This is a genomic window from Mesorhizobium sp. B2-7-3, from assembly GCF_006440715.1.
GTDB lineage: Bacteria > Pseudomonadota > Alphaproteobacteria > Rhizobiales > Rhizobiaceae > Mesorhizobium > Mesorhizobium australicum.
Genome location: NZ_VFTY01000003.1, coordinates 71,849 through 92,964, shown reverse-complemented (window position 1 = coordinate 92,964; position 21,116 = coordinate 71,849). Strand labels below are relative to the sequence as shown.

Annotated in this window: 14 protein-coding genes and 1 tRNA gene; 7 read left to right on the top strand and 8 right to left on the bottom strand. The window is 63.1% G+C overall.

The window, feature by feature from the left end; translation table 11 throughout:
• Positions 1-65: 65 nt before the first annotated feature.
• Positions 66-1,067 carry a KpsF/GutQ family sugar-phosphate isomerase gene (locus FJW04_RS07885; RefSeq protein WP_140619376.1) on the bottom strand — a complete coding sequence of 334 codons (1,002 nt, stop codon included), beginning with the start codon at positions 1,065-1,067 and terminating at the stop codon, positions 66-68.
• Between the two features lie 249 nt (positions 1,068-1,316).
• Here FJW04_RS07885 and FJW04_RS07880 point away from each other — a divergent pair, with 249 nt between their 5' ends.
• Positions 1,317-3,092 carry an outer membrane beta-barrel protein gene (locus FJW04_RS07880; RefSeq protein WP_181172900.1) on the top strand — a complete coding sequence of 592 codons (1,776 nt, stop codon included), beginning with the start codon at positions 1,317-1,319 and terminating at the stop codon, positions 3,090-3,092.
• A gap of 181 nt (positions 3,093-3,273) precedes the next feature.
• Here FJW04_RS07880 and galU read toward each other — a convergent pair whose 3' ends face one another.
• The gene (gene galU, locus FJW04_RS07875) at positions 3,274-4,179 is read right to left on the bottom strand and encodes a UTP--glucose-1-phosphate uridylyltransferase GalU (RefSeq protein ID WP_015315839.1); all 906 of its coding nucleotides are present in this window, start codon (positions 4,177-4,179) and stop codon (positions 3,274-3,276) included.
• 211 nt (positions 4,180-4,390) lie between these two features.
• On the opposite strand from galU, the gene FJW04_RS07870 reads away from it, so the two are divergent.
• Entirely contained in the window at positions 4,391-5,614 is a 1,224-nt protein-coding gene (locus FJW04_RS07870) for a lytic murein transglycosylase (RefSeq protein ID WP_015315838.1), read from the top strand.
• Between the two features lie 70 nt (positions 5,615-5,684).
• Entirely contained in the window at positions 5,685-6,875 is a 1,191-nt protein-coding gene (locus FJW04_RS07865) for a DUF459 domain-containing protein (RefSeq protein ID WP_140713886.1), read from the top strand.
• Here the strand turns inward: FJW04_RS07865 and FJW04_RS07860 are convergent.
• On the bottom strand, positions 6,872-8,326 hold the full coding sequence (locus FJW04_RS07860; protein ID WP_015315836.1) for a glutamate synthase subunit beta: 1,455 nt from the start codon (positions 8,324-8,326) through the stop codon (positions 6,872-6,874). The genes FJW04_RS07865 and FJW04_RS07860 overlap by 4 nt on opposite strands.
• Positions 8,327-8,465: 139 nt before the next feature.
• Entirely contained in the window at positions 8,466-13,199 is a 4,734-nt protein-coding gene (gene gltB, locus FJW04_RS07855; protein ID WP_015315835.1) for a glutamate synthase large subunit, read from the bottom strand.
• 473 nt (positions 13,200-13,672) lie between these two features.
• Here gltB and FJW04_RS07850 point away from each other — a divergent pair, with 473 nt between their 5' ends.
• A complete protein-coding gene (locus FJW04_RS07850) occupies positions 13,673-14,725 on the top strand; it encodes a low specificity L-threonine aldolase (RefSeq protein WP_140713399.1) in 1,053 nt (350 codons plus the stop codon).
• Between the two features lie 80 nt (positions 14,726-14,805).
• On the opposite strand, the gene FJW04_RS07845 is transcribed toward FJW04_RS07850, so the two are convergent.
• On the bottom strand, positions 14,806-15,273 hold the full coding sequence (locus FJW04_RS07845) for an Hsp20 family protein (RefSeq protein ID WP_013893124.1): 468 nt from the start codon (positions 15,271-15,273) through the stop codon (positions 14,806-14,808).
• Positions 15,274-15,752: 479 nt separating this feature from the next.
• Here FJW04_RS07845 and FJW04_RS07840 point away from each other — a divergent pair, with 479 nt between their 5' ends.
• On the top strand, positions 15,753-16,730 hold the full coding sequence (locus FJW04_RS07840) for an alpha/beta hydrolase (protein ID WP_140661780.1): 978 nt from the start codon (positions 15,753-15,755) through the stop codon (positions 16,728-16,730).
• A 137-nt stretch (positions 16,731-16,867) separates the two neighbouring features.
• Here FJW04_RS07840 and hisN read toward each other — a convergent pair whose 3' ends face one another.
• Positions 16,868-17,641, bottom strand: a complete 774-nt coding sequence (gene hisN, locus FJW04_RS07835; protein ID WP_140713397.1) for a histidinol-phosphatase — start codon at positions 17,639-17,641, stop codon at positions 16,868-16,870.
• A gap of 372 nt (positions 17,642-18,013) precedes the next feature.
• Positions 18,014-18,955: an N-formylglutamate amidohydrolase gene (locus tag FJW04_RS07830; RefSeq protein ID WP_140713395.1), complete on the bottom strand. Its 942-nt coding sequence runs from the start codon at positions 18,953-18,955 to the stop codon at positions 18,014-18,016.
• A 162-nt stretch (positions 18,956-19,117) separates the two neighbouring features.
• Here FJW04_RS07830 and FJW04_RS07825 point away from each other — a divergent pair, with 162 nt between their 5' ends.
• Positions 19,118-19,480, top strand: coding sequence for a response regulator (locus FJW04_RS07825; protein ID WP_006199474.1), 363 nt, complete (start codon positions 19,118-19,120; stop codon positions 19,478-19,480).
• 117 nt (positions 19,481-19,597) lie between these two features.
• A tRNA-Val gene (locus FJW04_RS07820) sits at positions 19,598-19,672 on the top strand.
• A gap of 87 nt (positions 19,673-19,759) precedes the next feature.
• On the opposite strand, the gene FJW04_RS07815 is transcribed toward FJW04_RS07820, so the two are convergent.
• Positions 19,760-20,914, bottom strand: coding sequence for a dihydrodipicolinate synthase family protein (locus FJW04_RS07815; protein WP_140713393.1), 1,155 nt, complete (start codon positions 20,912-20,914; stop codon positions 19,760-19,762).
• Between the last annotated feature and the right edge of the window lie 202 nt (positions 20,915-21,116).

Below are 21,116 nucleotides of genomic sequence, written 5' to 3'. Positions count from 1 at the left end.
CGGCCTACGCCGGAAGCGCAGGAAGCCTTCGCTCGCAGGCCGGCCTCACCTGAAAGATCAATATCTTAGGCGGCGCCGATGCGCAGCAGGTCGTGGAAATGCACCACGCCCAGCGGCATGTTGTTCCTGGTCACCACCAGCGCACCGACATTGTGCTCGTTGAGCAGCGCGATCGCAGTGCCTGCAAGCGTCTGCGGGTCGACCGTCTTGGGTGTGCGGGTCATCACCTCGTCGACGATGACGTCGGCCAGGTTGCGGTGCAGGTTGCGCGCGACATCGCCATCGGTGATGATCCCGGCCAACTCGCCATTGGCGTCGACGATCAGCACGCAGCCGACCTTCTTCTGCGACAGCGTCATCACCGCTTCCGGCATCTTGGTGCCGAGCGAAGCCAGCGGCATCTGCTCGCCGACCCGCATGATCTCGGAGACCATGGTCAGGTTGGCGCCGAGCTGGCCGCCGGGATGGAAGGTGCGGAAATGGTCCGGCGTGAAGCCGCGCGCCTCGAGCAGCGCGATCGCAAGTGCATCGCCGATGACCAGTTGCAGCAGCGTCGACGTCGTCGGCGCCAGGCCGTGCGGGCAGGCTTCCGGGGTGCGCGGCAAAAGCAGCACGACGTCGGCCGCGCGCGCCAGCGCCGAGGTTTCTCCGGAGGTGATGGCGATGAGTGGAATGGAGAAGCGCCTGGAATAGGCGACGATGCCCATCATCTCCTTGCTCTCGCCAGACCATGAGATCGCGATGATGGCGTCGTCCCTGGCGATCATGCCTAGATCGCCATGATTGGCCTCGACGGGATGGACGAAGAAGGCCGGCGTGCCGGTCGAGGCCAGCGTCGCGGCGATCTTCGAACCGATATGGCCGCTTTTGCCGACACCGGTGACGATGAGCCGGCCCTCGATCTTCGAGATCGTCTCGACGGCCTGGGCAAAGGGTGCCGCCAGTCCGTTCTCAAGCGCCTCGGCAAGGGCCGCGATTCCCGCCTGTTCGGTTGTTACCGTTCTCAGCGCCGATTCGATCGACGCTTGCCTGTCCAGAGGCTTCTTATCGAGAGATCTCGCATGCATGGGTGATGCGATTAGCGCTTTGCCGCCCGCCTGTCCAACAGAAATGGCCTCTGCATGACGGCCGGATGTGTGCGGTCGTTGGGGACGACGACAAGGATCAAAATAGAAGGCACGAGGCGGACCCGCATTGGCGCCCGCGGAAATCCGCGTTTGGAGCCAGTCCTGCGCGCGCCCTCAACCCTCCGTTAACCATCCCCATTTACGGTTCGGTAAGTATGGCGCGCGTGCGCCGCGCAAGCAGTGGTGGCGATGTCCGGGGTCCAGCCAGAAAAATTGAGAGGACGACAGGGCAAGGCGATCTGCGCCTTGCTGCTGGCGACCAGCATCCTTGCCTTGCTGCGTTCCACGCCACTCCATGCCCAGGAAACGGAACTGCGCGGAGAAGTGTCGGAATCGGCGATTCTGTCCGACCAGCAGCGCAAGGCGAGAAACCTGGTTCTTGCACAGCAAGCGGCGGCCAATGCGGCCGCGCAGGACAATGCGCCGGCGCGAACCTATCTGCCGGCCAGCGCCGGCGCCGTGCCTGACGACGCGGACGCCGCGAACTCGACCACCAGCGTCTTCGACCCGCCCCAGGCCGGCGACGATGCCTCCGCCGACGCGCCCACGCCCCCCAAGCCACGCCGCGCTTCGACCGCCAGGCAGAATGCGGCCGATAAGGCAAAGGACAAGGTCGCCGACAAAAAGAAGAAGAAAAAGAACACCATGGCGGCTACGGATCCAACCACCACCGCCACGACGGCCGCGACCGACGACACCGCCGATATCGCGGCGGATCAGGAAGCGGCCAATCGCCGTGCACTCACCATCGACAGTGTGGACAGGCAGAAACTCGACCCTGGCGCCGAGCGCACCGCTGCAATCGAGGGCCAGAACAAGAAAGCCGAGGACGATCCGTTCGCCGCCACCGGCGTCAAATGGGGCTCCTTCATCATCCGGCCGACCATCGAACAGGGGCTGACGGCGACGACGAACGGCGATTCGAGCAGTGCCGGCACATCCGCGCTGCTGTCCGAGACGGCGCTGCGCTTTACCGCCGCTTCCGACTGGCGTGAAAACGCCGCGACCATCGACGGCTACGGAATTTTCCGTGAAACCGTGTCGGGCTACCCGGTTCACGATGCGCAGGGGCGCATCGAAGGCCAGCTCAATGTCGACCTCGACAATGAATTGCGCGCCATCGCCAAGCTCGGCTACGAAGCCGTGCCGGAATCCGCGTCCTCGCCCGATGCCATCGCCGGCGTCAGCACCCAGCCGCTGCGGCAGACCATCGACGGCAGCATCGGCGTCGAGAAGACCGTCGGCAAGATGCAGTACACGTTGACCGGGGCGGTCTCGCACGATTTCTATGGTGACGCCAAGCTCTCGGACGGCACCTCGCTGTCGCAGAAAGATCAAGACAACACGCTCTACACTGCAACCTTGCGCACCGGCTACGAGATTTCGCCGGCGCTCACGCCCTTCACCGAGATCGAGGTCGGCCGCCGGGCCTACGACCAGCGCATCGACAATGAAGGCTTCGAGCGCTCCTCGACGCGGCTTGGCGCCCGCGCCGGCTTGCAACTCGACATGGGCGAGAAGCTGTCGGGCGAATTCTCGGCCGGTTGGCTCAGGGAGGCGATCGACGACAACAGCCTGGAAGCGATTTCGGGGGCCACCCTCAATGCCGACCTCAAATGGTCGCCGCAGCGCGGCACCACCATCGGCTTGACCGGCAAGACCACCGTCGAGACCACGACCACATCGGGCGAAAGCGGCGATATCCTCTATTCCGGACGCCTGACGGGCGAGCGCGTGATCCGATCCAATCTTACCGCGAATGCGGCCTTGGGCCTGGATTGGCGCGATTATGTCGGCATTGACGGCCATGACAGGATCTTGAGCGCCGAGGCCGGGCTGACCTGGTGGCTGAACCGCTATGCGGGCCTCACCAGCAGGGTAAGGACCGAAAAGCTGACCAGTAACCTGCCCGGCCGCGACTACACCGCCAACAGCATCTTCGTCGGCGTGAAGGTGCAGCGCTGAAGGCGTGTGCGCCAAGGTATGGCGAGAGTCAGGGTCGGGCCGAGTCGAGAATGGCTGATACCGAGAACCGCAGCGGAGCGTACTTTATGTACGTGAGCACAGTTCTACTGCGACGCAGTAGAACTGGGAAGCGTAGGAGCGGCCATTCGCAGGCCGGCATCACCTGAATATCAGGCATACCCTAGAAGGCTGCCCCGCGCCGTTCTGATGGCTTCATCTCGTCGAGCAGCGTGCGGATGACGCCGGCCATGCTCTGGTTCATGTCGTTGCGCCACAGCGCGAAAGCGACATTGGCCTCGACGAAACCTTCCGGCGAGCCGCAATCGAAGGTGCGGCCCTTATAATGGTAGCCGTAGAAGGCCTGCTGCTTCTCCAGCTTCAGCATCGCGTCGGTCAGCTGGATCTCGTTCCCGGCGCCCTTTTCCTGGCCTTCCAGAATCCTAAAGATCTCGGGCTGCAGGATGTAGCGGCCGTTGATGTAGAGGTTGGACGGCGCGGTGCCCGACTTCGGCTTCTCGACCATCTCGGTGATGCGGAAGCCGTGATGCGTGTCTTCGCCGCGCCCGACGATGCCGTATTTATGAGCCTCCGCCGGGTCGCATTCCTGCACCGCGATGATGTTGTTGCCGGTCTCCTCGTAGAGCTCGACCATCGCCTTCGTGCAGCTCTTTTCCGACTGCATGATCATGTCGGGCAACAACAGGGCGAACGGCTCATCGCCGACCAGTTCGCGCGCGCACCAGACGGCATGGCCAAGACCCATCGGCACCTGCTGGCGGGTGAAGCTGGTCTGCCCCGGTGCCGGCTGCAGCCGCTGCAGGCGGGCAAGCTGCTCGTCCTTGCCGCGTTGTGCCAGCGTATCATAGAGTTCGAACTGGATATCGAAATGGTCCTCGATGACCGCCTTGTTGCGGCCTGTGACGAAGATGAAATGCTCGATGCCCGCCTCGCGCGCCTCGTCGACGACATACTGGATGACTGGCCTGTCGACGACGGTCAGCATCTCCTTGGGAACAGCCTTGGTGGCCGGGAGAAACCGCGTGCCGAGACCGGCGACCGGGAAAACTGCCTTGCGAACTCTCTTCATAGTTTAAATTATCCGTTTGCTGGCCAGCTCCGCAATCCCCGTCCCCCGACATTTTCGCGCCGGAATTGAAGATTAGTGGGGCGGCTGAGGGAAACTCCCGCCGGTTAAAGCATCGAGGTGTCTTTTCGTTCCAGGCGACGCCTATGGTAAACTAATTCCTAACCCGGTTCGGCGAAGAATGGTCTTTCCTGGGACAGAGAAGGAGGAAAAAATGTCCGTTCGCAATGCCGCAAAACGTTTCGCCAGCGTCATGACGGCGGCCAGCCTCTCGCTCGCTTTGCTTGTCCCCACCGGGCCGGCCTTCGCCGACGCCGGTTTCCGGCAATGGGTCGCCGGCTTCCGCGCCACCGCCGTGGCGGGTGGCGTTTCCGGCGCCGTTTACGACCAGGCTTTCCGGGGCATCAACGAGCCCGATCCGGTGGTGCTGGAAAAGGCCCGCACCCAGCCCGAATTCACCGCGCCCGCCTGGGATTATTTCGACAACCGCGTCCATGACCAGTCCGTCGCCGTCGGGCAGCAGATGGCGAAGAAATGGAAGCCTTGGCTGGACAGGATCGAGGCGAGATTCGGCGTCGACCGCTACGTTCTCCTGGCCATCTGGTCGATGGAATCGAACTATGGCGAAATTCTCAAGCGCGACGACATCATGCGCAACGTCATCCGTTCGCTGGCGACTTTGGGTTATGGCGACGCGAAACGGTCGAAATACGCCCGCACCCAGCTGGTCGCGGCGCTGAAGATCCTGCAGACCGGCGATATCGACGAAAGCCACCTGATGGGCTCCTGGGCGGGCGCCATGGGCCAGACCCAGTTCATCCCGACCAGTTACCAGCACTATGCCGTCGACATGGACGGCAATGGCAAGCGCGACATCTGGAATTCCATTCCCGATGCGCTGGCGACATCAGCCAATTTGCTCAAGAAGAATGGCTGGCAGGCCGGCAAGACCTGGGGCTACGAGGTCGCGTTGCCGGCCGGCAAACTTCCCGCCGGGTCGAAGACCCTGGCGCAATGGCAGGCGCTCGGCGTGGGCCGCGCCAGCGGCAAGCCGTTCAAGAACCTCACCGACAAGGCAACGCTGAAAGTGCCGGACGGCCGTGGCGGGCCGGCCTTCCTGATGGTCAGGAATTTTTCGGTCATCAAGGCCTACAACAATGCCGACAAATACGCGCTCGCCGTCGGTCTGCTTGCCGATGAGATCGCGGGTGGCAGCGGCCTGGTCCAGGATTGGAACCGGCCTTTTACCAAGCTCAGCTTCGAGGAACGGCAGGAGTTGCAGAAGCGACTTTCCCAGCACGGCCTTTACGACGGCAAATTCGACGGCAAGATCGGCGACGGCTCGAAGACGGCCATCATGGCTTATCAGGCCAAGGTTGGCTTGACCCAGGATGGCTATCCGAGCTTGGAAGTGCTGAAATGGCTCAGGCAGAAATAGAGCCTGACGAAGTTGAGTAGGGAGGGAGCGATTGGTTTGGCCTACGCGCATCGGGACGTTCGTCCGTCGCATGCCGGTGCTGATCCTGGCCTTCGCCGTGCTCGCCATTGCCGTGGCCGGAGCCGTCCATGCCCCAGCCATGGCGCAGGAACAGCCGCAGCAAAGCCGGGGCTGGTCATTGCGCGACCTTCTGTTTCCGCGCCGCAGCGAGCGGGTCGAGCCGCCACAGGACATCCAGAAGGCGAGACCTAAGCCGAAGAAGAAACGGCGTGCGCCTCGCCCACCAGAGGAGCCGGCAACGCCCGTGGTCGAAAAAGCGCCGGACGCCCGCACCGTCCTGGTGGTCGGCGACTTCATGGCGGCCGGCCTCGCCGAGGGTCTGGACGAAGCCTTCGCCGAGAATACCGGCGTCAGGATCCTGGTCCGCAGCAATGGCTCGTCAGGCTTCGTGCGCGATGATTTCTACAACTGGCCCGAACAGATCAAATCGCTGATCGACACCGAAAAACCCGCCGCGGTGGTCGTCATGCTTGGGTCGAACGACCGCCAGCAGATGAAGGTCGGCGACGTACGCGAACAGCCCCGCTCCGAAAACTGGACGAAGGAATACGAGCGCCGCACCGATGAGCTCGGCAAGGCAATCGCCACCGCCAAGGTGCCTTTCCTGTGGGTCGGCATGCCAGCCTTCCGGGTGCCGAAGATGACCTCCGACATGCTGGCCTTCAACGACATCTACCACAAGGCCGCCGAAAGCCACGGCGGCGAATTCGTCGATGTCTGGGACGGCTTCGTCGACGAGAACGGCGCCTTCGTCACCTCTGGCCCCGACATGAACGGTCAGCCGGTGCGACTGCGCGCCGATGACGGCATCAACGTGTCCAAAGCCGGCAAGCGCAAGCTCGCCTTCTACACCGAAAAGCCGCTGCTTAAGATCCTTGGACTGGCCGCGCCGGGAAGCGTGGCACCGACGACGGCGCCGGCGGGCGCACCGGTCGAGACCCCCGCTCCAGCGGCCGCGCCTATCGTCATCGATCGCACCCAACCTATGCTGCTCAGCGATCCCGCGCTCGACGGCGGCACAGAATTGCTCGGCGCTGCCCCACCGCCGAAGGCCAATCCGGCTCTCCCTGGCGAAAGGCTGGTGATCGAGGGCAAGGCGCCGGAGGCTTCCCCAGGCCGCGCCGACGACTTTTCCCGGCCGCCGAAGGCAAGTCCGGCGACAGCGGCAGCGTCCGACACCACCACGGCGATCAGCCCTTAACGCGGCAGGACGGTCGTCCCCATCAGCGCCTCGTCGATCGAGCGTGCCGCCTGGCGGCCTTCGCGGATCGCCCAGACGACCAGCGACTGGCCACGGCGTACGTCGCCCGCCGCGTAGAGTCGGTCGACGCTCGTCCTGTAATCGCGGTCATTGGCCTCGACATTCCTGGAACGGCGGCTGTCGGTGGTGATCTTCATCTCCCCCTCGAGTTCCGCCGCAACGCCCGCCATCGCCGGGCCAGCAAAGCCGATGGCGATGAAGGCGAGATCGGCGCGGATGACGAATTCAGTGCCGGCGATCGGCTTGCGCTTGTCGTCGACCTCGCAGCACTTCACGCCTGTAAGCTGGCCTTCCTCGCCGATGAATTCGAGCGTCGCCACCTGGAATTCGCGTTCGGCGCCCTCGGCCTGCGAGGACGAGGTGCGCATCTTGGTCGCCCAGTAGGGCCAGACGGAGAGCTTGTCTTCCTTCTCGGGCGGCTGCGGACGGATGTCGAGCTGGGTGACGCGCACCGCACCCTGGCGGAAGGCGGTGCCGACGCAGTCGGACGCGGTATCGCCGCCGCCGACGACGACGACGTGCTGGCCACCGGCGATGATTGGATGCGACGGCCATGCCACCGACTGGATCGGTTCGCCGCCGACGCGGCGGTTCTGCTGCACCAGATAGGGCATCGCGTCATGCACGCCGCCGAGATCGTCGCCGGGAATGCCGGCAGCGCGCGGCGTTTCCGAACCACCGCAATAGAGCACGGCGTCATGTTCGGCGAGGAGTTCAGCCACCGGCTTGTCGATGCCGACATTGACGCCGCAATGGAAGGTGACGCCCTCGCCCTGCATCTGTTCGATGCGCCGGTCGATATAATGCTTCTCAATCTTGAAGTCGGGGATGCCGTAGCGCATCAGCCCGCCGGGGCGGCTCTCGCGCTCATAGACATGCACGTCGTGACCGGCGCGGCCAAGCTGCTGGGCGGCCGCCATGCCGGCTGGGCCGGAGCCGATGATGGCGACCCGCTTGCCGGTCTTCTTCTCCGGCGGATAGGGTCTGATGTGGCCGGTCTCGTAAGCCTTGTCCGCGATCGCCTGCTCCACCGTCTTGATGGCGACCGGAATGTCCTCGAGGTTCAGCGTGCAGGCTTCCTCGCAAGGCGCGGGGCAGATGCGGCCGGTGAACTCCGGGAAATTGTTGGTCGAGTGCAAGTTGCGGATCGCGTTGTCCCAGTCCCTGTTGTAGACGAGGTCGTTCCAGTCGGGGATCTGGTTGTGGATCGGACAGCCCGTTGGCCCATGGCAGAACGGAATGCCGCAATCCATGCAGCGCGCGGCCTGTTTCTCGACTTCCTTGTCCGACATCGGCAGCGTGAATTCGCGGAAATGCCGGATGCGGTCGGAGGCCGGCTGGTACTTGTGCACCTGCCGGTCGATTTCGAGAAAGCCTGTTACCTTGCCCATAGTCCAGTTCCTGCTGTCCAGATGGTGCGGTTTTCGCCGCACCCGTTAACCTCTTGAGGCAGCCGTGGCAACCTTGAGCCCGAGGTCAAACTGTCGATGAAGGGGCCGGGAAGCCTGGGCCCCCCGGCAATTCTCAAATCTATTCGGCCGCGACGCCCATGCGCATGCGTTCCATCTCGATCAGCGCGCGGCGGTATTCGACCGGCATGATCTTGCGGAATTTCGGCCGGAAAATAGCCCAGTCGTCGAGTATCTCGCGGCCGCGCACCGAACCCGTATAGTGCACGTGGTTCGAGATCAGCTGGTAAAGCCGTTCTTCGTCATGACTGGTCATGTCGCCAGACACGTCGACGCGGCCCTTGTGGTCGAGATCGCCGCCATGGTGCAGCAGCTTTTCCATCAGATCATCTTCTTCCGGCACCGGCTCGAGCTCGACCATGGCCATGTTGCAGCGCTCGGCGAAATCACCTGCCTCGTCCAGCACATAGGCGACACCGCCCGACATGCCGGCGGCAAAGTTGCGGCCGGTTTTGCCGATGACGACGACGACGCCGCCGGTCATGTATTCGCAGCCATGGTCGCCGACGCCCTCGACGACCGCGGCGACGCCCGAATTGCGCACCGCGAAGCGCTCGCCAGCGACCCCGGCGAAATAGGCCTCGCCCTCGGTCGCGCCATAGAGCACCGTATTGCCGACGATGATGGAGTCGGCCGCGACGATCCTTGCCTCTTCCGGTGGCCGGATGACGATGCGCCCGCCCGACAGGCCCTTGCCGACATAGTCATTGGCGGCGCCGACGAGCTCGAACGAGATGCCACGTGCCAGGAAGGCGGCGAAGGACTGGCCGGCCGTGCCGGTGAGTTTTACCTGGATCGTGTCCTCGCGCAGGCCCTTGTGCTTGAAGCGCTTGGCGACCTCGCCCGACAGCATGGCGCCCGTCGAACGGTCGACATTGCGGATGTCGACCTCGATCTTGACCGGTTGCTTGGCCTCCAGCGCGGGTTTGGCCAGTTCGATCAGCTTGCGGTCGAGCACATCGTCGATCGGATGCTTCTGCCGCTCGGTCCAGTGCACCGCTTCATGCGGCGCATCGGGCTTGTAGAACATCTTCGAGAAATCGAGCCCGCGCGCCTTCCAGTGCTGGATCACGTCACGCTTTTCCAGAAGGTCGGCGTCACCGATGATCTGGTCGATATGGGTGAAGCCCATTTCGGCGAGCAGCGCCCGCACCTCCTCCGCCACGTAGAAGAAGAAGTTGATGACATGCTCGGGCGTACCCTTGAAGCGCTTGCGCAGCACCGGATCCTGCGTCGCGACGCCGACCGGGCAGGTGTTGAGATGGCATTTGCGCATCATGATGCAGCCGGCCGCGATCAAAGGCGCGGTCGAGAAGCCGAACTCGTCGGCGCCGAGCAGCGCGCCGATGATGACGTCGCGCCCGGTGCGCAGGCCGCCGTCGACCTGCAGCGCCACGCGCGAGCGCAGGCCGTTCAGCACCAGCGTCTGGTGCGTTTCGGCAAGACCCATTTCCCACGGGCTGCCGGCATGCTTGAGCGAGGTCAGCGGCGACGCACCGGTGCCGCCATCATAGCCAGAGATGGTGATGTGGTCGGCGCGCGCCTTTGCAACGCCGGCCGCGACCGTGCCTACACCAACCTCCGACACCAGCTTGACCGAGACGTCGGCCGCCGGATTGACGTTCTTCAGATCGTAGATCAGCTGCGCCAGATCCTCGATCGAATAGATGTCGTGGTGCGGCGGCGGCGAGATCAGGCCGACGCCCGGCGTCGAATGCCGAACCTTGGCGATGGTTGCGTCGACCTTGTGGCCGGGCAACTGGCCGCCCTCGCCGGGCTTGGCGCCCTGCGCCACCTTGATCTGCATCATGTCGGAGTTGACGAGATATTCCGCCGTCACGCCGAAACGCCCCGACGCGACCTGCTTGATCGCCGAACGTTCGGGGTTCTTGCCGCCACCTGGCAGCGGCAGATAGCGATCGGCCTCTTCGCCACCCTCGCCGGTGTTCGACTTGCCGCCGATCTGGTTCATGGCACGCGCCAGCGTGGTGTGCGCTTCCCTGGAAATCGAGCCGAACGACATCGCCCCGGTCGAGAAGCGCTTGACGATGTCGGCCGCCGGCATGACATCGTCGAGGGCGACCTTCGTGCGGCCGGTCTCATCCGCCAGCTTGATCTTGAACAAGCCGCGTATGGTCTGGGCGCGGGCCGTCTCGCTGTCGATCTGCGCCGAATAGTCCTTGAACGTCTCCCACGATCCCTGGCGCACGGCGTGCTGCAAGGTGGCGACCGCGTCGGGCGACCACATATGCGCCTCGCCGCGCATGCGGAACAGGTATTCGCCACCGACCTCCAGGCTGTTGCGCAGCACCGGATCGCTGCCGAAACCGTCCGTGTGACGGCTGACGGTTTCGCCTGCGACCTCATCCAGTCCGACGCCTTCGATCAGTGTCGCGGTGCCGGTGAAGTATTGCTGCACGAAATCGGTCTTCAGCCCGATGGCATCGAAGATCTGCGCGCCGCAATAGGACTGATAGGTCGAGATGCCCATTTTGGACATCACCTTGAGGATGCCCTTGCCGATCGACTTGATGTAGCGCGACACCACTTCGTAGGCGTCGACCTCCTCGGGCAGTTCGCCGCGCTTGTGCATGTCGAGCAAGGTGTCGAAGGCGAGATAGGGATTGATCGCTTCCGCGCCGTAGCCGGCAAGGCAGCAGAAATGATGCACCTCGCGCGGCTCGCCCGATTCGACGACCAGGCCGACCGCGGTGCGCAGCCCCTTGCGGATCAGATGGTGGTGCACGGCGGCCGTGGCCAGCAACGCCGGAATGGCGATGCGGTCCGGTCCGAGCTGGCGATCGGACAGGATGATGATGTTGTAGCCGCCGGCGACTGCCGCCTCCGCCCGCTCGCACAGCCGGTCGATGGCCCCCTGCATGCCGGCAGCACCCTCGCTCGACCCATAGGTGATGTCGATCGTCTTGGTGTCGAAACGGTCCTCGGTGTGGCCAATCGAGCGGATCTTCTCGAGATCGCCATTGGTCAGGATCGGCTGGCGCACTTCGAGCCGCTTGCGGCGCGAATTGCCGACCAGGTCGAAGATGTTCGGCCGCGGTCCGATGAACGACACCAGGCTCATCACCAGTTCCTCGCGGATCGGGTCGATCGGCGGGTTGGTGACCTGGGCAAAATTCTGCTTGAAGTAGGTGTAGAGCAGCTTCGACTTGTCCGACATCGCCGAGATCGGCGTGTCGGTGCCCATCGAGCCCACGGCTTCCTGGCCGGTGGTCGCCATCGGCGACATCAATAGTTTGGTGTCTTCCTGGGTGTAGCCGAACGCCTGCTGGCGATCGAGCAGGCTGACATCCTTGCGCAGCGCGCGTGGCTCGACCGGCTTTAAATCTTCCAGGATGAGCTGCGTATTGGCAAGCCAGGTCTTGTAGGGGTGTTTGGTCGCGATCTCCGACTTGATTTCCTCGTCGGGGACGATGCGGCCCTTGGCAAGGTCGATTAAGAGCATGCGGCCGGGCTGCAGCCGCCACTTCTGGACGATCTTCTCCTCCGGCACCGGCAGCACGCCGGCCTCGGAAGCCATGATGACGCGGTCGTCATCGGTGACGATGTAGCGTGCCGGGCGCAAGCCGTTGCGGTCCAGCGTGGCGCCGATCTGGCGTCCGTCGGTGAAGGCGACCGCCGCCGGCCCGTCCCAAGGCTCCATCAACGCGGCGTGGTATTCGTAGAAGGCCTTGCGATCGGCATCCATGAGCTTGTTGCCGGCCCAGGCTTCCGGGATCAGCATCATCATGGCGTGGCTGAGGCTGTAGCCGCCCTGGAACAGAAACTCGAGCGCATTGTCGAAGCAGGCGGTATCGGACTGGCCGTCATAGGAGATCGGCCAGAGCTTCGAGATGTTGTTGCCGAACAGTTCGGAATCGACCGACGCCTGGCGCGCCGCCATCCAGTTGTTGTTGCCGCGCACCGTGTTGATCTCGCCATTATGCGCGACCATGCGGTAGGGATGCGCCAGCTTCCACGACGGGAAGGTGTTGGTCGAGAAGCGCTGGTGGACGAGGATCAGCGCGGTCTCAAAACGCGGGTCCTTGAGGTCCTTGTAGTAGGCCCCGACCTGATAAGCCAGGAACATGCCCTTGTAGACGATGGTGCGCGCCGACAGCGACACGCAGTAGGCACCGATGTCCTTGTTGTCGTTCTCGGCGTAGATGCGGCCCGATATGACCTTGCGCAGCAGGTAGAGCCTGGCCTCGTATTCCTCGTCGTCGGTAATGTCGGCCGTGCGGCCGATGAAGACCTGGCGGTGGAACGGCTCGGACGCGACGATGTCAGGCGCCTTCGATAGCGACGAATTGTCGACCGGCACGTCACGGAAACCGAGCAGTGGCAGCCCCTCGGACTGCGCCGATTCGGCGATGATCTCTTCGATATGTGCACGAAGGGCAGCATCCTGCGGCATGAACCAGTGTCCGACGCCGTACTGGCCTACCGGTGGCAGTTCGATACCTTGGGCCGCCATCTCCTCACGGAAGAAAAGATCCGGAAGCTGTACCAGCACGCCGGCGCCATCGCCGACCAGCGGATCGGCGCCGACGGCGCCGCGATGCGTCAGGTTCTCGAGCACGGCAAGCCCGTCCTTGACGATCTGATGCGACTTCACGCCCTTCATGTTGACGATGAAGCCGACGCCGCAGGCGTCATGCTCGTTGCGCGGATCGTAGAGGCCCTGGGCGGTCAAGCCGCCGGCAGACGCGCGATTTTTGGTGGAGGTATTTTTGACGGCGGCCGCTTTCGTCTGCGCGGCCTGGCCGTTCGTCGCAGAGAGCGTCAATTCCGTCATTGTCCTGTCCTCCATTCCAGCCCTTCAGGCGCTGGTTTGCCTCGGCAAGCGCTTGGCTCACCCTGATCCTTGCGGCACGTCTTGCGAAATCCTTTTTCGAACCATGCGGCTTTTCGCATGCTTCGCATCTGGTATCGTACAGGCCAGCGTCCGGCCGTCCACCTGTCGCTCGCGGCAACAGCCGGAGAGGCCAATATGTTACGCCAATCCGGCCTGTTTTGTGCGACAAAATAAGACAGCACTACTGTCCTAAATTTTTATGGCAGAATTCCTAAACGCGCACAAGACCGATTCACAAAAAACTTGGAGCTTCCGCGACATAAAATTACGCGGGGTCGAGGAAAAACGTAAGCTTAAGTCGTCGACGCTTGCCGCCACGTTGGCTGGCTTTAACGGTTTTCCGGCGCCTGGCCCTTGCGGTCGGCGCGTTAAACCGGTCAACTCCGGCTGATTTCCCCAACACAGGCAGATGCATGTTCTTCGCTTCCGACAATTGGGCAGGCGCCCATCCCAATATCGTTGCCGGCCTGTCGGCCGCAGCCGGCGGCTTTGCCACCGCTTATGGTGACAGCGCCCTCGACGAGGCGGTTTATCGGCGCTTCAGTGAAATTTTCGAACGCGAGGTCGCGGTGTTCTTCGTGGCAACCGGCACCGCCGCCAATTCGCTGTCGTTGACCGCTTTCAACAAGCCGGGCGGCATTTCCTTCGCTCACCGAGAATCGCATGTCATCGAGGATGAATGTGGCGCGCCGGAGTATTTTTCCGGCGGCTCGCGGCTGCACGCCGTCGACGGTCCGCTGGGCAAGATCGACCCGCCCAATCTGGACAGGGCGATCGGCCGTTTCGCAAGCGAGGTCGTCCATTGGGGCCGGCCGATGGCGGCCTCGATCACCCAGTCGACCGAGGTCGGCACCGTCTATGGTCTGGACGACATCGATGCGATCTCGGCCATCGCCAAACAGCATTCCGTGCCACTGCACATGGATGGCGCCCGCTTTGCCAATGCGCTGGCCGCGCTCGACACCACGCCGGCCGAAATGACCTGGAAACGCGGGGTCGATGTCCTGTCCTTCGGCGGTACCAAGAACGGTTGCTGGTGTGCCGAGGCGATCGTGCTGTTCGACCTCGACCGTGCCAAGGAATTGGCCTTCCTGCGCAAGCGTGCCGCACAGCTGCTTTCGAAGTCGCGTTTCGTCGCGGCGCAGTTCGAAGCCTATTTCAAGGACGGGCTGTGGCTCGACACCGCCAGGCATGCCAACGCCATGGCCGCGCGCCTGGCGGCGGCGATCGAGGATTCGGCCAGGGCAAAGCTCGCTTGGCTGCCGCAGGCTAATGAGGTGTTCGCGGTGATCGAGAAAACCGAAGCAGACAGGCTGCAGGCTGCAGGCGCGGCCTTCTATGACTGGCACAGGCCGCATGGTTTTGACGGCCATATCGGCGAGGACGAACTGCTCTATCGCTTCGTCACCAGCTTTGCCACGACGACTGAGGAAGTCGACCGCTTTGGCCAGCTGATCGCCGGATAACAGTCAATCTTCGGACAAAAAAGCGGCGCCTCGCGGCGCCGCTTCCGTCTCGGGAGGAGACTTTAGATTTTATGCGGTCGTCAGGCTGCCGTCTTGGCCTCGATCTGCTTGGCCTTGGCCGGAGCCGAGGTGATCGCGATCTTGCGCGGCTTCAGCTCTTCGGGAATGTTGCGCTTGAGGTCGACGAAGAGCAGGCCGTTCTTCAGCGCGGCGCCGACGACTTCAACGTGATCGGCAAGCTGGAAGCGGCGCTCGAACGCCCTGGAGGCAATGCCGCGATAGAGCAGTTCGGAACCCTCGCCGGTGCCCTCGTCCTTGCGCTCGCCCTTCACGGTCAGCACGTTACGGTGAGCTTCGATCGAGATTTCCTCGTCCGAGAAGCCGGCGACGGCCATCGAAATCCGGTAGGAATCCTCGCCGGTGCGCTCGATGTTATAGGGCGGGTAGGTCTGCGCGCCGTCGGGCTGCGCAAGCGAATCCAACATGGTGAAGAGACGGTCGAAGCCGACGGTCGAACGGTAAAGCGGGGAAAAATCAACGTGACGCATGAGGTGTTCTCCTGTTGAGCAACATGGTTTGCGTATGGTCGGTGCGAAACCCGCGAGCGGCGTTTCGGGAGGACCAGCGGCCCCGATTGGCGACCGCAACCCACATCTGGGGAGCGCTCGAAAGCATTTCAAGTTTCGTTTGACGGCAAAAAAGAACGAGGCAGCCAACCTTTAATGAACGGCAGATGAACCGGTGCTTCGGCGCCCGTTCAGACAGCCAGCGCTAAAGTGGCTTTCAAGATCAAGGATTGGCGGCGCCGGATCTGCGAAGGTGCCGCAACGAGGCCGAACCGGGTGTTAACGTCCCTTCCTCCCGGATCGACAGGGGCCGGAAGCGCGCTCAAAGCCGCTTCCGGCCTTACCCGTCGCAGTCCTCCATAACCCGGATTTGCTTTGCTTTTGATGTGTTGGCGTCTATCACCGTGACGAGGCCAGCCGCGACCGGCTGGCGCGCAAGGACGCCGAGCACAAAGCGCCGAATGACGGATCTTTTCCACGACACTCCGCTCTTCCACGAAACCGAGGGCAATCCGCGACCGGAAAACGCCACCGGCGGCTTTTTCACCACGCGTGACGGCAAGAAAATACGTTATGGCCTGTTCGCCGCGGTGGCGCGGCCGATGCGGGGCACCGTGGTGCTGCTTGGCGGCCGCAACGAGTGCATTGAGAAATATTTCGAGACCATCCGTGACCTTGCCGCGCGTGGCTTTGGTGTCGCCATCCTGGACTGGCGCGGTCAGGGCGGTTCGGACAGGCTGATCCGCGATCGCCAGCGTGGCTATGTCAGGTCGTTCCGCGACTATACGGCTGACCTGGAGCAGTTCTTCGAAGAGATCGTGCTGCCGGACTGCCGCGGACCGTACTATATCCTCGCCCATTCGGCCGGCGCTGTGATCGCGCTGCTTGCCGCGCCGTCGATGGTAAACCGCGTGCGGCGCATGGTGCTGATCGCGCCGTTCCTGACATTGCCCGACCTGCCGGTCTCGATAGGGACGGTGCGCCGGATCTGTTCGTTTTTCTGCGCCCTGGGGCTCGGCTGGCTCTATGCCGCCTGGGGTCCAAGGCCGAGACACACGCTGCCCTTCGAAGCCAACAAGGTGACATCGGATCCGCAACGCTATCGCCGTAACACGCGCATTTATGAAGAATATCCGCAAATGGCGCTCGGCGGCCCGACGATCCGCTGGCTGCAGGCGGCGGCGAAGGCGTCGGCAGCCATCAGCGACCCCGACTTCATGGCCCGCATTCAGGTGCCGCTGCTGATCATCGCCGCCGGCGCCGACCAGGTCGTCTCGACCAGGGCGGTGGAGGCATATGCGAGAAATCTACGGCTGGGTTCGCTGTTGATGATCGACGGTGCCAAGCACGAAATCCTGCAGGAAGCCGATCTCTACCGCGAACAATTCCTCGCTGCCTTCGACGCCTTCGTCCCCGGCTCAGATGACCCGACAGCCTGACGGGCCGCGGCTCTTCCGCGAGAGGGTGTAGCTGACACTCCCTTTTTCAGGAAGGAGGCGCTGGCGGCGTTCAGGCAGACCTATGGGCGTACGCTGGCGGCATTCCAGCGGTCGAGAGCCGCCGACCGGAGGCGATGTCAGCCGCGCAGGGCAGCCATGGCGGCGGCATGAAGCTCCGGTGTCGCGGCCGCTAGAACATCGCCGCCATTCTCCGCGGGCCCGCCGTCGAAGGTGGTGACGACCCCGCCTGCCTTCTCGATGATCGGGATCAGCGCCACGATGTCGTAGGGCTTCAATCCAGGATCGGCGACGATGTCGACGCTCCCCGAGGCGATCATGGCGAAGGCATAGCAATCGGCGCCATAACGGGCGAGCTGGATTTGCCGCTCGAACGCGTCATAGCGATTGCGTGCCTCGCCCTTGAACAGGGCCGGCGTTGTGGTGAACAACGTGGCCTCGGCCAGCTTCGTCGTCTTGCGGGTCGTCAGCTTGCGGGGCCCTCCCGGCCCCTCATAATGTGACCCGGAGGCGTTGGCGTAGAACAGCTCGCCGGTGAAGGGCTGCGCCATCATGCCGGCGACCGCGTCACCATCGACCGTCAGCCCGACCAGCGTCCCCCACACCGGCAGGCCGGAGATGAAGGCACGGGTGCCGTCGATCGGATCGATCACCCAGACATGCCGGCTGAAGATGTTCTCGCTGCCGTGCTCTTCGCCCAGGATGCCGTGGTCGGGATACTCAGCCGATATAAGCGCCCGGATAGCGCGCTCGGCCTCGCGGTCGGCCTCCGTGACCGGATCGAAACTGCCTTTTTCCTTGTTGGCGACCGCGCCCTGGGCGCGGAAGCGCGGCAAGGTCTCCGCCGCTGCCGCTTGCGCGATACGGCGCATGAAGTCGATGCTGATGTCCAACTGATTCTCCCGCTTTGCAGCGCGCCCGAGCCGGGGCTTGCCGCGACTTCCCCGCCAAGACAAGCTTGTTTATCGATTTATCCGCCGCGACAATTGTTGCCGGAATGTCACTCCAACGTCATCGAAACGCAATTTCCACATCACTCTGAATTAAAAAAGCCTAAACGTCGCTTGACATTTGTGCGCTGCACAATACCCTCAACCTCGGACAGGGTTTCCTGTCCATGCCCTCCTTGGGCGTTTCCTCCCTAGACTTCGACCGTATCGTGCAAACGATGCGGTCTTTTTTTCACGGCCGCTCCTGGAGCGGGCCGTCCAAAGAAGCACACAAAAAATCTTGGGCGGTGGCACGCATGAGACAAGGCGTGGTCTTCACTCCGCAGCCAGCGGCAGATCGATGAAATGATGGTCCGGCATCGCCATCAGGTCGGCTGAAAACCGCGTCAGGTCGTCGGCCAGCGCGTCGAAGCCGGCGGCTTTCTCGAATGTCCGCTCATTCATGTAGAGCCCGCGATTGACCTCGATCTGCAGCGCGTGCAAATGACGCGCCGGACGGCCGTAATGCTCGGTGATGAACCCGCCGGCATAAGGCTTGTTGTGGGCAACCGTATAGCCCATCGCGGTCAATAGGCCGATCGCGGTTTCGGTCAGGGCCGCGGTGGCCGAGATGCCGAAACGATCGCCGATGATGAAATCCGGCCGCAGCCCGCTGTCGCCGACACGGATGCTCGCCGGCATCGAATGGCAATCGATCAGCACGGCAAAGCCGAACCGGGCGTGGGTCCTGGTCAAAAGCCGCTTCAGCGTTTCGTGATAGGGCTTGTAGACGGCCTCGATGCGGGCAACCGCCTCGGCGAGCGGCAAGCGGCCCGAATAGATGTCGAGCCCCTCGCCCACCAGCTTCGGCACGGTGCCGAGTCCGCCGGCCACGCGCGCGGAGCGGATGTTGCAGAAGGACGGCACCGGCTCGGCGAACATGCGCGGGTCGAGTTCCCAGGGCTCGCGGTTGACGTCGAGATAGGCGCGCGGGAAATTCGCCGCCAGCAGCGGCGCGCCGAGCGCCACGGCGCCGCCGAACAACTCGTCGACATAGGAATCCTCCGAGCGGCGGATGGCATTGCGATCGAGCCTTGCCATGGCAAGGAAGCGTTCGGGATAGTAGCGGCCGCTATGCGGCGAGTTGAAAAGGAAGGGGACGCGCTGCTCGGCGCCCGACCGGATTTCGAAGGGTGGAAAGACCGAAAAATCCTCGGCTGCCGTCTTCAATTTGAACGAACCCGAAAACACCAGTGCATCATGGCATGAAACTGCCACCTTGCTGGCCGCATGTCCAGCATTTCGGCGGTCGTGCCGCTGGGCAAATGTGGGTCAGGCGCGTCCGCGTTCACTTGATGTTTACTCTCACCTCCTCATATACAGGATGGTTAACGGGCCTGCCCCACGGCAGTCTCCGGCGGGTGATTCGGACGGGATAACATGGCACGCATTCTTCTGGCGGAAGACGACGACGATATGCGTCGGTTCCTCGTCAAGGCGCTGGAGCGCGCCGGCTATCAGGTCAGCGATTTCGACAACGGCGCCAGCGCCTATGAGCGGCTGCGTGAGGAACCGTTCTCGCTGCTTCTGACCGACATCGTCATGCCGGAGATGGACGGCATCGAACTGGCGCGTCGCGCCACCGAGATCGATCCCGATCTCAAGGTCATGTTCATCACCGGTTTTGCCGCCGTCGCGCTGAACCCGGATTCCAAGGCGCCGAAAGACGCCAAGGTGCTGTCCAAGCCCTTCCACCTGCGCGATCTGGTCAACGAGGTCGAGAAGATGCTGCAAGCAGCCTGAGCCGCCCTTCCGCAAGCCGCCGGACGTCGGTCCACAGCCGCGGCGGGACGACGTGTTTTTCCTGTTTTCCTGCTATTGACGCGCCTGACCAAAAATGGTGTATGCGCGGCTTCGGATGGGCGTGTAGCTCAGCGGGAGAGCACTGCATTGACATTGCAGGGGTCACAGGTTCAATCCCTGTCACGCCCACCATCCACCCAGACATTCGGACCTTGCATCATGGCGCGCGTCTTGTCGCTCACCGGAGTGGACGACGGGTGATCCGATCGCGAAACGCGTTTAGACCCCCGCGACAGCACACAGGCTTTTCATCCGCGAAATGGCAAGGTCGGGGTCGGCGAGCAATCCTGCCTGGTCCGCGAGGCGAAAGACTTCGGCATAATGGCGGATGCCGCGCGCCGACTGCATGCCGCCGATCATCGAGAAATGGTCCTGGTGGCCGTTGAGCCAGGCCATGAAGACAATGCCGGCCTTGTAATATTCAGTCGGCGCCTCGAAGATTTTTCGTGACAGCGGCACGGTCGGCGCCATCAGCGCGTCGTAGCCGGCACGATCGCCGGCAGCCAGCTTCGCCAGCGCGGCATTGGCGGCCGGTGCGATCGCGTCGAAAATGCCGAGCAGCGCATGCGAGTGCCGCTTGCCGTCTCCGGCGATCAGCTCGGGATAATTGAAGTCGTCGCCGGTGAACATCATGACGCCGTCCGGCAGCCGGTTCCTGAGCGCCACTTCCTTGCCGGCGTCGAGCAGCGATATCTTGATGCCTTCGACCTTGCCAGCGTTGCGCTCCATGATGGCGATCACCGTATCGAGCGCGGTCTCGAAATCGTCACTGCCCCAGTAGCCTTTCAAGGTCGGATCGAACATGTCGCCCAGCCAGTGCAGGATGACCTTGCCGGAGGCCTGGCCCAGTATGCGGTCGTAAACCAGGGCGTAATCGTCCGGCCCCTTCGCCACGGCCGCCAGCGCGCGGCTGGCCATCATGATCGCCTTGCCGCCCTGGCTTTCGATGAAAGCGAACTGCTCCTCATAGGCGGCGACCACGTCGTCGACCGTCCGGGCCTTCGACGGCGCCAGATGGTCGGTGCCCGCACCCGAGGCGAGATCGGCGCCAGCGACGGTCCGCGCCTCCGCGATTGAACGGCGGATCAATTCCTGCGCATTCGTCCAATCGAAACCCATGCCGCGCTGCGACGTGTCCATTGCCTCGGCGATGCGGAAGCCGAGCCGCCATAGATGATGACGAAACGCCATCGTCCTGTCCCAATCGACAACGGGCCGCGACCATGGATCTGTCATTCCCAGCGGATCGGCGACGACATGCGCGGCGGCATAGGCGATGCGCGGAAACCGCGCGCCGGTCACCGGCTGGACCGGCTGTCCAACAAGGGCGTAGGGTGTGCTGCGGCCGCCCTCGCCAGGCAAGGCAATGTCCATGGACGTCTCCCTTCGCAGCCCATATAAATGGAACGTTCCAATAAATCAAGAAACTTTAGGATTCGAACTGGCCAGCCTAGGCCAATGCTGCACTGCAAATGGAAAAGGCTTGGATGTCCTATTAGTTGACCACCTATGACGACTTCTTTTTGATCGGGAAAAATCCCGATTGACTCATCCATAAAACAAAGATTAGAACGTT

Bases quoted from the DNA above. Each gene is read 5' to 3' on its own strand.
- FJW04_RS07885 (WP_140619376.1), bottom strand. From the start codon at position 1,067: ATGCATGCGAGATCTCTCGATAAGAAGCCTCTGGACAGGCAAGCGTCG.
- FJW04_RS07880 (WP_181172900.1), top strand. From the start codon at position 1,317: ATGTCCGGGGTCCAGCCAGAAAAATTGAGAGGACGACAGGGCAAGGCG.
- galU (WP_015315839.1), bottom strand. From the start codon at position 4,179: ATGAAGAGAGTTCGCAAGGCAGTTTTCCCGGTCGCCGGTCTCGGCACG.
- FJW04_RS07870 (WP_015315838.1), top strand. From the start codon at position 4,391: ATGTCCGTTCGCAATGCCGCAAAACGTTTCGCCAGCGTCATGACGGCG.
- FJW04_RS07865 (WP_140713886.1), top strand. From the start codon at position 5,685: ATGCCGGTGCTGATCCTGGCCTTCGCCGTGCTCGCCATTGCCGTGGCC.
- FJW04_RS07860 (WP_015315836.1), bottom strand. From the start codon at position 8,326: ATGGGCAAGGTAACAGGCTTTCTCGAAATCGACCGGCAGGTGCACAAG.
- gltB (WP_015315835.1), bottom strand. From the start codon at position 13,199: ATGACGGAATTGACGCTCTCTGCGACGAACGGCCAGGCCGCGCAGACG.
- FJW04_RS07850 (WP_140713399.1), top strand. From the start codon at position 13,673: ATGTTCTTCGCTTCCGACAATTGGGCAGGCGCCCATCCCAATATCGTT.
- FJW04_RS07845 (WP_013893124.1), bottom strand. From the start codon at position 15,273: ATGCGTCACGTTGATTTTTCCCCGCTTTACCGTTCGACCGTCGGCTTC.
- FJW04_RS07840 (WP_140661780.1), top strand. From the start codon at position 15,753: ATGACGGATCTTTTCCACGACACTCCGCTCTTCCACGAAACCGAGGGC.
- FJW04_RS07825 (WP_006199474.1), top strand. From the start codon at position 19,118: ATGGCACGCATTCTTCTGGCGGAAGACGACGACGATATGCGTCGGTTC.
- FJW04_RS07815 (WP_140713393.1), bottom strand. From the start codon at position 20,914: ATGGACATTGCCTTGCCTGGCGAGGGCGGCCGCAGCACACCCTACGCC.